The 12,622-nt window shown below is 64.6% G+C and carries 12 protein-coding genes; 9 read left to right on the top strand and 3 right to left on the bottom strand.

What is annotated here, in order from left to right:
- Nucleotides 1-58: 58 nt before the first annotated feature.
- Nucleotides 59-709, bottom strand: coding sequence for a GNAT family N-acetyltransferase (locus tag QMX96_RS13465; RefSeq protein ID WP_282361896.1), 651 nt, complete (start codon nucleotides 707-709; stop codon nucleotides 59-61).
- 149 nt (nucleotides 710-858) lie between these two features.
- Here QMX96_RS13465 and xthA point away from each other — a divergent pair, with 149 nt between their 5' ends.
- From xthA to QMX96_RS13450, 3 genes are all read left to right on the top strand, one after another.
- Nucleotides 859-1,671: an exodeoxyribonuclease III gene (xthA, locus tag QMX96_RS13460; RefSeq protein ID WP_043860884.1), complete on the top strand. Its 813-nt coding sequence runs from the start codon at nucleotides 859-861 to the stop codon at nucleotides 1,669-1,671.
- Nucleotides 1,672-1,756: 85 nt separating this feature from the next.
- Nucleotides 1,757-3,067, top strand: coding sequence for a phosphate ABC transporter substrate-binding/OmpA family protein (locus tag QMX96_RS13455; RefSeq protein ID WP_104572630.1), 1,311 nt, complete (start codon nucleotides 1,757-1,759; stop codon nucleotides 3,065-3,067).
- Nucleotides 3,068-3,227: 160 nt separating this feature from the next.
- Nucleotides 3,228-4,226, top strand: coding sequence for a TerC family protein (locus tag QMX96_RS13450; protein WP_282361895.1), 999 nt, complete (start codon nucleotides 3,228-3,230; stop codon nucleotides 4,224-4,226).
- Between the two features lie 84 nt (nucleotides 4,227-4,310).
- Here the strand turns inward: QMX96_RS13450 and QMX96_RS13445 are convergent, their stop codons facing one another.
- Nucleotides 4,311-5,540: an acyl-CoA dehydrogenase gene (locus QMX96_RS13445; RefSeq protein ID WP_043860887.1), complete on the bottom strand. Its 1,230-nt coding sequence runs from the start codon at nucleotides 5,538-5,540 to the stop codon at nucleotides 4,311-4,313.
- 150 nt (nucleotides 5,541-5,690) lie between these two features.
- Here QMX96_RS13445 and QMX96_RS13440 point away from each other — a divergent pair, with 150 nt between their 5' ends.
- The 3 genes from QMX96_RS13440 (at nucleotide 5,691) to QMX96_RS13430 (ending at nucleotide 8,106) form a co-directional block, all read left to right on the top strand.
- Nucleotides 5,691-6,617, top strand: coding sequence for a LysR family transcriptional regulator (locus QMX96_RS13440; protein WP_116054822.1), 927 nt, complete (start codon nucleotides 5,691-5,693; stop codon nucleotides 6,615-6,617).
- 167 nt (nucleotides 6,618-6,784) lie between these two features.
- Nucleotides 6,785-7,186, top strand: coding sequence for a MerR family DNA-binding transcriptional regulator (locus QMX96_RS13435; protein ID WP_043860889.1), 402 nt, complete (start codon nucleotides 6,785-6,787; stop codon nucleotides 7,184-7,186).
- A gap of 20 nt (nucleotides 7,187-7,206) precedes the next feature.
- Entirely contained in the window at nucleotides 7,207-8,106 is a 900-nt protein-coding gene (locus QMX96_RS13430) for a hydroxymethylglutaryl-CoA lyase (RefSeq protein WP_043860890.1), read from the top strand.
- A gap of 550 nt (nucleotides 8,107-8,656) precedes the next feature.
- Here QMX96_RS13430 and QMX96_RS13425 read toward each other — a convergent pair.
- Nucleotides 8,657-9,175 (bottom strand): MgtC/SapB family protein, encoded by a 519-nt coding sequence (locus QMX96_RS13425; RefSeq protein WP_043860891.1) that lies wholly within the window; start codon nucleotides 9,173-9,175, stop codon nucleotides 8,657-8,659.
- Between the two features lie 139 nt (nucleotides 9,176-9,314).
- Between QMX96_RS13425 and QMX96_RS13420 the strand changes: the two genes are divergently transcribed.
- The 3 genes from QMX96_RS13420 (at nucleotide 9,315) to mapR (ending at nucleotide 12,537) form a co-directional block, all read left to right on the top strand.
- Nucleotides 9,315-9,554, top strand: a complete 240-nt coding sequence (locus QMX96_RS13420) for a DUF3203 family protein (RefSeq protein ID WP_054915115.1) — start codon at nucleotides 9,315-9,317, stop codon at nucleotides 9,552-9,554.
- A 121-nt stretch (nucleotides 9,555-9,675) separates the two neighbouring features.
- The gene (gene ccoG, locus QMX96_RS13415) at nucleotides 9,676-11,088 is read left to right on the top strand and encodes a cytochrome c oxidase accessory protein CcoG (protein ID WP_043860893.1); all 1,413 of its coding nucleotides are present in this window, start codon (nucleotides 9,676-9,678) and stop codon (nucleotides 11,086-11,088) included.
- A 39-nt stretch (nucleotides 11,089-11,127) separates the two neighbouring features.
- On the top strand, nucleotides 11,128-12,537 hold the full coding sequence (gene mapR / locus QMX96_RS13410) for a GntR family transcriptional regulator MpaR (protein WP_043860894.1): 1,410 nt from the start codon (nucleotides 11,128-11,130) through the stop codon (nucleotides 12,535-12,537).
- The last annotated feature ends 85 nt before the right edge of the window (nucleotides 12,538-12,622 follow it).

Genomic DNA, 12,622 nt, shown 5'->3' with positions numbered 1-12,622 from the left:
ATGCTACCAGAGCTTGGCGGTTGCCCGCAGCTCGCCGACGGTCTGATACACCACCCCTTCAAGCCTGTGCCTGGCGCAAACGCTGGGGATTGGGATGAAAAAACACATGCTCGCGGATTGGTCCTACAGCAATTTCACCGATTTCCAGGTAGCCCTGTCGCTTGTAGAACTCGAGGTAGTGGTCATTGCCGGTATTCAGTACCACCCCTTCGGACTTTTCGTCCTCGGCGCACCAGTCATGCAGCGCCAGCAGCAACTGTTCGCCATAGTGATGGCCCTGGAACTGCGGGTGAATGCCCAGGAGCGGCAGCACATGCACCGCGTCGCCCGGCACACAGGCCATGACCGCGGCCTGGTAGTCCAGGTAGCGCCGGGTACAGCGCAGGCCGGCGCTCAGCAGCATGCGCAGGCGCCACGCCCAGCTCTCGGTGATGCCCAGGCGCCGCTGCGGCGGGGCGATCAGGGCGATGCCGATCAGCCGGTCCTGCACCAGCAGGCCCAGCGCCGGCAGGTCCTGGAAGAAATGCTGACGCACCAGCTCGCGTACCGTGGCGCGCACGCGATGGTCGTAGCCGGGACGATCGGCCTCGAACAGGTAGCGGAAGGTCGGCTCATGCCGGTAGGCCTGGTACAGCAGCGAGCGCGCCTCACGGCTGTAGCCGCTGTCGAGCTGACGAACTTCGGCCGGTACGGCAGGGGTATCGGACATGGTGACTCTCCTGGTGGGCTTCAATGCCTCTTTCTGAGTAGTGCGCGCTGGCCAACGTTCCCTTTGACTATAGGCCAGGACGCCACGCGTGCTGACACGCCGGGCGCCATCGGCTAGCATTCCCGATTTGCTCAGGATTGCGCCCCCCCATGAAGATCGTCTCGTTCAACATCAATGGCCTGCGCGCCCGCCCCCATCAACTGGCCGCGCTGATCGAAAAGCACCAGCCGGACGTGATCGGCCTGCAGGAAACCAAGGTGTCCGACGAGCAGTTCCCGCTGGCCGAGGTGCAGGCGCTGGGCTACCACGTGCATTTTCACGGGCAGAAGGGCCACTACGGTGTCGCCCTGCTGTCGCGCCAGGCGCCGCTGAGCCTGGTCAAGGGCTTCAGCACCGATGAAGAGGACGCGCAGCGGCGTTTCATCTGGGGCACCTTCGCCGACGAGCACGGCAACCCCATCACCATCATGAATGGCTACTTCCCCCAGGGCGAAAGCCGTGACCACCCCACCAAGTTCCCGGCCAAGCAGCGCTTCTACGAAGACCTGCAGGCCCTGCTCGAATCCCGATTCCAGAACGACCAGCCACTGGTGGTGATGGGCGATGTGAACATCTCGCCCGAGGACTGCGACATCGGCATCGGCCCAGACAATGCCAAGCGCTGGCTGAAGACCGGCAAGTGCAGCTTCCTGCCCGAAGAGCGCGAGTGGATGGCGCGCCTGAAGAACTGGGGCCTGACCGACAGCTTCCGCCATCTGCACCCGGAAGTGGCCGACCGCTTCAGCTGGTTCGACTACCGCAGCCGCGGCTTCGAGGACGAGCCCAAGCGCGGGCTGCGCATCGACCTGATCCTGACCTCCCAGGCACTGCTGCCGCGCATCAAGGCCGCCGGGGTCGACTACGAGTTGCGTGCCATGGAGAAACCCTCCGACCATGCGCCGATCTGGCTGGAACTGAACTGAGTCATGCGCTCGATGGCAGTCATTGGACTGTCATCGATCTGTCTTAATCTGCGCTCACCATCTTGAGTGCAGAGCACCCCCGGCAATGTTGCGATCTTTCTGTCTGCTGCTTGGCCTGCTGCCGGCGCTGTGCTGCGCCGAGCCGGCCAGCCTGCGCCTGCAAGGCTCCAATACCGTGGGCAGCGTGCTCGGCCCCGCGCTGGTACGCGGCCTGCTGCAGGCCCAGGGCGCCCGGTCGATCCAGACCCTGCCCGGCGCACGGCCCAACGAGGTGTGGGTGCAGGGGGTTTCGCCACAGGGCCAGACACTGCGCGTGAGCATTGCCGCCCATGGCTCGAGCACCGGCTTTGCCGCGCTCAAAAGCGGCGACGCCGACCTGGCGGCCACCTCACGCCCGATCAACGACAGCGAGCAGCAGGCGCTGCACGCGCTGGGCGACCTGAAAAGTGCCGACGCCGAACAGGTCATCGCCCTCGATGGCGTGGCCGTCATCGTGCACCCGGACAACCCGCTGCCCCAGCTGAGCACCACGCAACTGGCGCAGATCTTCGCCGGCCGCATCACCACCTGGGATGAACTGGGCGCCGGCAGCGGGCCGATCCACCTCTACGCCCGCGATGACCGCTCGGGCACCTTCGACACCTTCAAGGCCCTGGTGCTGGACGCCCAGCAGTATTCGCTGGCCAGCCACGCCAGGCGTTTCGAGTCCGGCGAGCAGTTGGCCGACGAGGTCAGTGCCGACCGCCAGGCCATCGGTTTCAGCAGCCTGGCGTCGGTGCACGGGGCCAAGGTGCTGGCCATCGTCGACGGCACCTCCCAGGCCATGCTGCCGACCCCCGCCCTGGTGGCCAGCGAAGACTACCCGCTGTCGCGGCGACTGTACCTGTACCTGCCGCCCGCCCAGCGCAACCCGCTGGCCAGTGCCCTGGTGGAGTTCGCCCAGAGCGCAGCGGGCCAGGCCATCGTGGCCAGCAGCGGGTTCGTCGCACAGCAGGTGCGGCCGGTCCAGGTACAGGCCTTGCCGGGCATGCCGGCGCAGTACCGCCAGTTGATCGCCAACGCCAGGCGCCTGAATGTCAATTTCCGCTTTCAGGAAGGCAGCGCCAGCCTCGACAACAAGGCGCTGCGCGATGTGCAGCGCGTGCTGGAGTACCTGCGCGAACACCAGAAGCTGCAGCACAGCGTGGTGCTGGTGGGGTTTGGCGACGCCAAGGACGACCCCGACCGCGCCGCCCTGCTCTCGCGCCTGCGGGCCATGGCGGTACGCCGCGAACTGGTGCGCGAAGGGGTGAACCTGCGCGAAGTGACGGGCCTCGGCGGTCAGATGCCCGTGGCGACCAATGCCGCCGAAGAAGGCCGAATCCGCAATCGCCGCGTGGAAGTCTGGGTCTACTGACCCACCCACCCGGGAAACCATTTGTAACAGCCTCCCCCCTCACCCTTTCCAGAGGCGAGCTAGGCTTTGGCTCAGTGACACCGGGCCCCTCTGACGGCTGATCGCCGCCATGTCGGAGTCACAGTTGTTTTCATACAACTACGACGACAAGGAGGGGCTCATGAGCGCTCTGCCGTTATTTCTCTTCGACGATTTCCTGGGCACGGCCGTGTGGCTGTGGCTGGTGTTCATCACCCTGGTGGTGGCTCTGCTGGTCCTGGACCTTGGCGTGCTGCACCGTCGCCCGCACGACATCGAAATGCGCGAAAGCCTGCTGCTGTACTCGGCCTACTTCAGCGTGGGGCTGCTGTTCGGTGGCTGGGTGTGGCTGGAGCTGGGCGCACAGAGCGCGCTGGAGTTCTACACCGGGCTGCTGGTGGAACAGTCGCTGTCGATGGACAACGTGTTCGTCATGGCGATGATCTTCGGCTTTTTCGGCATCCCGCGCCGCTACCAGCACCGCGTGCTGTTCTGGGGCATTCTGGGCGTGGTGGTGCTGCGCGCCCTGATGATCGGCCTGGGCAGTGCGCTGGTGCAGGAATTCGACTGGATACTGTACCTGTTCGGCGCATTCTTGCTGTTTACCGGCCTCAAGATGCTGTTCACCCGCCACGAAACGCACCCGGACCTGGCACACAACCCGGTGATCAGGTTCGTGCGCCGGCACATGCGCGTGACCGATGACCTGCATGGGGCGCGCTTCTTCGTGCGCCTCAAACCGGCTGGCCAGCCCAGGGCACTGCTGTACGCCACGCCGCTGTTCCTGGCCCTGGTGCTGATCGAGCTGGCCGACCTGGTGTTCGCGGTAGACAGCGTGCCGGCCATCCTGGCGATCACCCAGGACCCCTTCATCGTGTACACCTCCAACATCTTCGCCATCCTGGGCCTGCGTGCGCTGTACTTCGCCCTGGCGGCGCTGGTGCACCGCTTCGTTTACCTCAAGTACGCCCTGGCGCTGGTGCTGATATTCATCGGCGGCAAGATCTTCGCCCACGGCCTGATCGGCAAGGTGCCGCCGCTGCTGTCGCTGTGCGTGACGTTCGGGCTGCTGGCCGGTGGCGTGCTGCTGTCGCTGTTCAAGACACGAACGGCGGCCAAGGACGTGAAACGGGTGGAGTAGCCTCGGGCAGCGTGTCGAATACCCTCGCGGATCATGCCCGCCCCACCCGGTCAGCAGGCGATCCGCGAGGGCATCGACGCGGGCTCAGTGCCCGCTGCGCAGCATCTCCCGGGGCACGTACTTGCCGATCTCGTACTTGCCGATCGCCGCGCGGTGCACTTCATCCGGCCCGTCGGCCAGGCGCAGGGTGCGTTGCATCGCGTACATGTAGGCCAGCGGGAAGTCGGCACTGACCCCTGCCCCGCCGTGAATCTGGATGGCCCGGTCGATCACCTTCAGCGCCACGTTCGGTGCCACCACCTTGATCTGCGCGATCTCGCTGCGGGCCACCTTGTTGCCGACGGTGTCCATCATGTAGGCCGCCTTGAGGGTCAGCAGCCGGGCCATGTCGATCTCCATGCGCGAGTCGGCGATCTTGTCGATGTTGCCACCCAGGCGCGCCAGCGGCTTGCCGAATGCGGTGCGCTCGGCCGAACGCTTGCACATCAGCTCAAGGGCACGCTCGGCCATGCCGATCGAACGCATGCAGTGATGGATGCGCCCCGGCCCGAGACGGCCCTGGGCGATCTCGAAGCCGCGCCCTTCGCCCAGCAGCACGTTGTCATACGGTACGCGCACGTTCTCGAACAGCACCTCGGCGTGGCCGTGGGGCGCATCGTCGTAGCCGAACACCGGCAGCGGGCGAACGATCTTCACCCCCGGTGCATCGGTAGGCACCAGGATCATCGAGTGCTGCTGGTGACGCGGCCCGTCCGGGTTGCTCAGGCCCATGAAGATCATGATCTTGCAACGCGGGTCGCAAGCGCCGGAGGTCCACCACTTGCGACCGTTGATCACCCACTCGTCACCGTCGCGCACCGCCCGTGCGGCCATGTTGGTGGCATCGGACGAGGCCACGTCGGGCTCGGTCATGGCGAACGCCGAACGGATCTCACCGCGCAGCAGCGGCTCCAGCCACTGGCGTTTCTGCGCCTCGCTGCCGTAGCGCACCAGGACCTCCATGTTGCCGGTGTCCGGGGCCGAGCAGTTGAACGGTTCCGGCCCCAGCAGCGAGCGGCCCATGATTTCGGCCAGCGGCGCGTACTCCAGGTTGGTCAGGCCGGCGCCCAGTTGCGACTCGGGCAGGAACAGGTTCCACAGGCCCTCGGCCTTGGCCTTGTCCTTGAGTTCTTCCATGATCGCGGTCGGCTGCCAGCGATCACCTTCGGCAACCTGGCGTTCGAACACCGCCTCGGCGGGATATACATAGGCGTCCATGAACGCGGTGACGCGTTCGCGCAGTGCCTGGACCTTGGGTGAATAGGCGAAATCCATGAGCGGTACCTGCTGGGAAAGGCGAGTGATTTAAGAGATCTGGCTTGGATGCTAGATCACCGGGCAAAATCCACCTAGCCTATTCTCGGCGTGTATAAACATTCATAACCGATATATGATCGGGCCATAACTCCAACAAGAGCGGCATCCATGAACCTCAGCAAGGTCGATCTGAACCTGTTCATCGTCTTCGATGCGATCTACACCGAAGCCAACCTGACCCGTGCCGGGCAGATCGTCGGCATCACCCAGCCTGCGGTGTCCAATGCGCTGGCGCGGCTGCGCGAGACCTTCAACGACCCGCTGTTCGTGCGCACGGCCCAGGGCATGGTGCCCACGCCCATGGCCCAGAACATCATCGGCCCGGTGCGCAATGCCTTGTCGCTGCTGCGGGTGTCGGTGCAGGAGAGCCGCATCTTCAACCCCTTGCAGGCCAACAAGACCTTCCGCATCAGCATGACCGACCTTACCGAGGCGGTGGTGCTGCCATCGCTGTTCCAGCGCCTGCGCCGGCTGGCGCCGAACGTGGTGATCGAGAGCTTTCTGTGCAAGCGCCGCGAGACCACCAAGGAGCTGGCCGCCGGACGCCTGGACTTTGCCGTGGATGCACCGCTGAACACCGACCCGCAGGTGCGTCACGTCAAGCTGATGCAGGACCCGTTCGTGTGCGCGATGCGCCAGGGCCACCCGCTGGCCAGGGACAGGATCAGCCTGGAGGATTACCTGAGCCTGACCCACATCCAGATCTCCAGCCGGCGCAACGGCCTGGGTTACGTGGACCTGGCGCTCGGCAAGCAGGGGCTCAAGCGCAAGATCGCGCTGCGCTCGCAGCATTACCTGATGGCTTCGCAGGTGCTGCAGCAGACCGACATGGTGATGACCGTGCCGGAGCGCTTCGCGCGGCGCCACCAACTGAACTACGTGAGCCTGCCGGTGGGCGACGTGCCGCCTTTGGAAACCCACCTGTACTGGCATGAAAGCACCGACCAGGACCCGGCCAACCGCTGGATGCGCGAGCAGATGATCGAGTTGTGCCAGGCGGTGGTGGCGCAGGACGAGCGGGAGGCACGCGCATAAGCTGCGGGCTGCGTTGAAGCTATCGCGGGTCGAGCCCGCTCCCACCCGACCTGCGCTGAAGCTGTGGGAGCGGGCGTGACCCGCGACAGCCATCCCCGAATGCCTGCTTGACGTATACGTCAACCAGCCAGTAGCTTAGCCGCATGCCCCCTTCCCCGAGCCATGCAATGAGCAGCCAGACCTACAGCATCTCCGACCTTTCCCGCGAACTCGACATCACCACCCGGGCCATCCGCTTCTATGAGGAGCAGGGCTTGCTCAGCCCCGAACGTCGTGGCCTGGAGCGTGTGTATTCGGCCCGCGACAAGGTCAGCCTCAAGCTCATCCTGCGCGGCAAGCGCATCGGTTTCTCGCTGGCCGAGTGCCGCGAGCTGATCGAACTCTACGACCCCACCAGCGGCAATCAGAAACAGCTGCACAGCATGCTGGCGAAGATCGCCGAGCGCCGCGCCCAGCTCGAACAGCAACTGCTCGACATCCAGCAGATGCAGCTGGAACTCGACACCGCCGAGGAGCGCTGCCAGCAGGCGCTGGCCACCACCCTGAACAATCAGAAAAACGGCCATTGAGGCCCACAGGAACCCTAGCCATGTCATTGCCTACCCATGTGCGTCTGGTAGAAGTCGGCCCCCGCGACGGCCTGCAGAACGAAGCCCAACCCATCAGCGTGGCGGACAAGGTCCGCCTGGTGGATGACCTGACCGACGCCGGCGTGTCCTATATCGAGGTGGGCAGCTTCGTCTCGCCCAAGTGGGTACCGCAGATGGCCGGTTCGGCCGACGTGTTCGCCAGCATCCGCCAGCAGCCCGGCATCACCTATGCGGCGCTGGCCCCCAACCTGCGCGGTTTCGAAGACGCACTGGCCGCAGGCGTCAAGGAGGTGGCCGTGTTCGCCGCCGCGTCCGAGGCGTTTTCGCAGCGCAACATCAACTGCTCGATCAGCGAAAGCCTGCAGCGCTTCGCGCCCATCATGCAGGCGGCGCGCGAACACGGGGTGAAGGTACGCGGCTATATCTCGTGCGTGCTGGGCTGCCCCTATCAAGGCCAGGTAGATGCCGAGCAGGTCGCCCCCATCGCCCGCGAGCTGCGCGACATGGGCTGCTATGAAGTGTCGCTGGGCGACACCATCGGCACCGGCACCCCGGGCGCCACCCGCCGCCTGTTCGAAGTGGTCGGCGCGCAGGTGCCGCGTGCCGAGCTGGCCGGGCACTTCCACGATACCTACGGCCAGGCGCTGGCCAACGTGTACGCCAGCCTGCTGGAGGGAATCAACGTGTTCGACAGTTCGGTCGCCGGCCTGGGCGGCTGCCCGTATGCCAAGGGCGCCAGTGGCAACGTGGCCAGTGAAGACCTGCTGTACCTGCTGCAGGGCCTGGGTATCGAGACCGGCATCGACCTGGACAAGCTGATCGACGCCGGCCAGCGCATCAGTGCCGTGCTGGGCCGCGCCAGCGGTTCGCGTGTTGCCAGGGCACGCGCTGCCCGGTAACGGTGCGCAGCAACAGGGCCAATGGGGGGTGAGTGTTACCGCCCCCACACCCGACAGGGAAAATCCGGGTAACACGGAAACAAATCAGCACAATTTCCCGTGACGATTTTTCCACCAAACCAGCAAACCATTGATTTTATTGGGTTTTAAAAAGTTGGCACGGCACCTGCTATATCTTTCGTACAACAACAATAAAAAATGCGACAACCCAATAAAAATAAGACGTACCGGCTCTGACATAACAAGAACAACACGGCAGAGGCGCAGCTAACAGATTTTTTTGAAGTGGATGGCTTTTCGGGGGCGTGCCCCGCGACCTGACAGAGAACAATAAAACTACCCCAAGGTAGCGCCCGTCTCGGTTGGATCAGCAATGATAAAGGTCGATCAGCGCTCAAAAAAATACGTTTGCTCTTGATCCCGGATGGGGATCGCAACGCAACAAGAGGCAAGGGTCGCCAAAAACAACAATAGACCACCCTCCAATAATAAAAAGAGCACACGCAACAAAATTTGAGGGGAGCCCAGGCTCCCCTCAGTGCTTGCTGCCCTACTCGTTCTGCTGGTCATCCTCTGGCTTGCGCTTCTCCAGGCGGTCGACCACCCACGGCATCACCCCCAGCACCAGCAACGCCAGCACCGTGCTCACCAGCGCAGTGGCTTCGCGCCCCATGCCTGCGGCCACGCCGATGGCGGCGGTCATCCACAGGCCCGCAGCAGTGGTCAGGCCCTTCACATGGCCCGCATCGTCCTCCTTGCCCTTGAGTATGGTGCCCGCCCCCAGAAAGCCGATGCCGGCGACGATCCCCTGCACCACCCGACTCAACGCTGCGTCGTCCGCCCCGGCCATGCGCGGCACCAGCACGAACAGCGCCGCACCGATGGCCACCAGCATGTGCGTGCGTACTCCCGCCGCCTTGCCCTTGAGCTCGCGCTCGAAGCCCAGCACCGCCCCCAGCAGCGCAGCCATCAACAGGCGCACCGTCACCTGCGTCAGTTGCTTGGCATCGGTGATATCGGCGAATTCGGCAATCAGTGTCGACCAGACTTGGTGCCACCAGGCGTCCATGAGCAGCGTCCATCAGCAAGGGGATACTGGATGGACAACAGCCTGGCGCGCGAGTGCTGTCGACCGCTGATCGGCCACGCTCAGCAACCCGGCCGGCAACGGAGTCACAGCTGTAAGCCCCCCGTTCGAGGACACCGCCATGCCCATTGAAATCAACGAAACCACCAAGCGCTGCACCCTGATAGCCGACGACCTGAACATCGAAGGTGAAGCGGCAGAGGTGCAGATCATCACCGATGCCGACCTGCGCATGTCGATCGCGACCCTGGCCGGGCAACGGGTGCCGATCACCGAGGCAGAGGCTGACGCGCTCACCGTGGCAGGTGCGGTGGATAGTCGCAGGCATTTGAAGACCTCCGAGGAGGGCTCGATCATATAAGGGCTGCAGGGTTTCAAGGGATAATCTGATACGGTTTTTATCCAGATATCTGCACCTGTTATGCAAACAGATGGGACGCCATAGTGCTCTGGCCTGATCGAGGCCTGATGAGCGACGAACCATGAGCGAACGAATTCCCGTCCAGATCGTTGAAATTGCCGAGCCCTCCACGTTCAAGAAGAAGGCCGCCAGCAGCGACAGACACATCCACACCCGTAGCTTCACCGGCTTTTTCCGAAACCTGCGCCTGGGTGGCGCGGGTTTTCTGTTTCTGCTGTTTTTCGGCACCGTCTGGCTGAACTGGGACGGGCGCCAGGCGGTCCTCTGGGACCTGGCCGACAGCAAGTTCCACATCTTCGGCGCCACCTTCTGGCCGCAGGACTTCATCCTGCTGTCGGCGCTGCTGATCATCTGCGCCTTCGGCCTGTTCGCCATCACCGTGTTCGCCGGGCGCGTCTGGTGCGGCTACACCTGCCCGCAAAGCACATGGACCTGGGTGTTCATGTGGTGCGAGAAGGTCACCGAGGGCGAACGCAACCAGCGCATCAAGCTCGATGCGGCGCCCTGGGGCCCCAACAAACTGGCGCGCCGCGCAGCCAAGCACACCCTGTGGCTGGGCGTCAGCCTGCTGACCGCACTGACCTTCGTCGGCTACTTCACACCCATCCGGCCACTGACCCAGGAGCTGTTCACCCTGCAGCTGGGTGGCGTCAGCCTGTTCTGGATCCTGTTCTTCACCGGTGCCACCTACATCAACGCCGGCTGGCTGCGCGAGGCGGTGTGCATGCACATGTGCCCGTATGCCCGGTTCCAGAGCGTGATGTTCGACAGGGACACCCTCACCATCGCCTATGACCCGCAGCGCGGCGAGTCGCGCGGGCCGCGCAAGAAGGACGCCAACCACAAGGCCCAGGGCCTGGGCGACTGCATCGACTGCCACATGTGCGTGCAGGTATGCCCCACCGGCATCGACATCCGCGACGGCCTGCAGATGGAGTGCATCGGCTGCGCCGCCTGCATCGACGCCTGCGACAGCATCATGGACAAGATGAGCTACCCACGCGGGCTGATCGGCTACAAGTCCGAGCACACCCTGCAAGGCGGCACCACCCAGTGGATGCGTCCGCGCCTGCTGGGCTACGTGACCGTGCTGGTGGTGATGATCGGCGCCCTGGTTATCGCCCTGCAGCAACGCCCGATGGTGTCGATGGACGTGATCAAGGACCGCGGCCTGTTCCGCGAGAACGCCCTGGGGCAGATCGAGAACATCTACACCCTCAAGGTCATCAACAAGACCCAGCAGCCGCAGACCTACCGCCTGCGCCTGGTGGACGCCGAGGGCTTCGAACTGCATGGCAAGACCGAGTTCACCCTGGCGGCCAGCGAGATGAGCGATATACCGGTCTCGGTGGCGATGCTGGCCGACCGTGCGCCCAGCAGCTCCCAGGAGATCAGCTTCGAACTCATCGACACCGACCAGCCGAACGTGCGCAGCCTTGCGCGCAGCCGTTTTGTCGCGCCTTTGAACCGCTGATCACATACACTCCGCTGAGTCAGACCGCCCAGAGCCATGATGAAACGCTACGAGAAATTCGCCGACGACATTGCCGAACTGATTCGCTCCGGGGTACTCGGCCCCGGCCAGCGCGTGCCGTCGGTGCGTTACGCCAGCCAGACCCACGGGGTCAGCCCGTCCACGGTGTTCCAGGCCTACTACCTGCTGGAGCGTCGCGGGCTGATCCGGGCCCGGCCGCGCTCGGGCTACTTCGTCAACACCCACGCCCCGCGCCAGTTCAACGAGCCGCAGATCATCGAGCAGGCCAGCGAATCGACCGAGGTGGACGTCAGCGAGCTGGTGTTCTCGATCCTCGACTCGATCAAGGACCCGCAGACGGTGGCCTTCGGTTCGGCGTTCCCCAGCCCCAACCTGTTCCCGCTGCCGCGCCTGGCGCGCTCGCTGGCCAGCGCCAGCCGCGAGATGGACCCGCGCATGGTGGTCACCGACCTGTCGCCGGGCAACCCGCAACTGCGCCGCCAGATCGCCCTGCGCTACATGGTCGGCGGCTTGATGCTGCCGATGGAAGAACTGCTGATCACCAACGGTGCGCTGGAGGCGTTGAACCTGTGCCTGCAGGCGGTAACCGAGCCGGGTGACCTGGTGGCCATCGAGGCACCGGCGTTCTATGCCTGCCTGCAGATTCTGGAGCGGCTCAAGCTCAAGGCGGTGGAGATTCCGGTGCACCCGCGCGAAGGCATCGACCTGGGGGTGCTGGCGCAGACGCTGGAGCGGCATCCGGTCAAGGCCGTGTGGTGCATGACCAACTTCCAGAACCCGGTGGGCGCGAGCATGCCGGAAGACAAGAAGAAGCAGCTGGTCGAGCTGCTGAGCGTGCACCAGGTGCCGCTGATCGAAGACGACGTGTATGCCGAGCTGTACTACGCGCAGCAGGCGCCCAAGCCGGCCAAGGCATTCGACACCGAAGGGCTGGTGATGCATTGCGGCTCGTTCTCCAAGAGCCTGGCGCCGGGCTACCGGATCGGCTGGGTGGCGGCCGGGCGCTATGCGCAGAAGATCGAGCGGCTCAAGCTGATGACCTCGCTGTGTGCATCGATGCCGGCGCAGGCGGCGATTGCCGACTACCTGCAGCACGGTGGCTACGACCGCCACCTGCGGCGCCTGCGCTATGCGCTGGAAGAGCAGCAGAACGCCATGCTGGCGGCGATTGCCCGGCACTTCCCGGCGCAGACGCGGGTCAGCCACCCCAGCGGCGGGTACTTCCTGTGGCTGGAGCTGCCGGAGCAGATGGACTCGCTGAAGCTGTTCCAGATGGCGTTGGCCCAGGGCATCAGCATTGCGCCGGGGCCGATCTTTTCGCCGACGCGGCGGTTTCGCAACTGCATCCGCCTCAATTACGGCAGCCCCTGGACCGAGCAGTCGGAGCAGGCGATGGAGACGCTGGGGCGGATCGTGCGGTCGTTCTGAGGGGCTGGCATGACGGCCAACGCCCCATCGCGGGTCAAGCCCGCTCCCACATGACTGCGGTGATCCTGTGGGAGCGGGCTTGACC

It is taken from the genome of Pseudomonas sp. PS01300 (genome assembly GCF_029960155.1).
Classification (GTDB): domain Bacteria; phylum Pseudomonadota; class Gammaproteobacteria; order Pseudomonadales; family Pseudomonadaceae; genus Aquipseudomonas; species Aquipseudomonas palmensis.
This window is presented reverse-complemented; position numbering and strand designations above follow the sequence as displayed.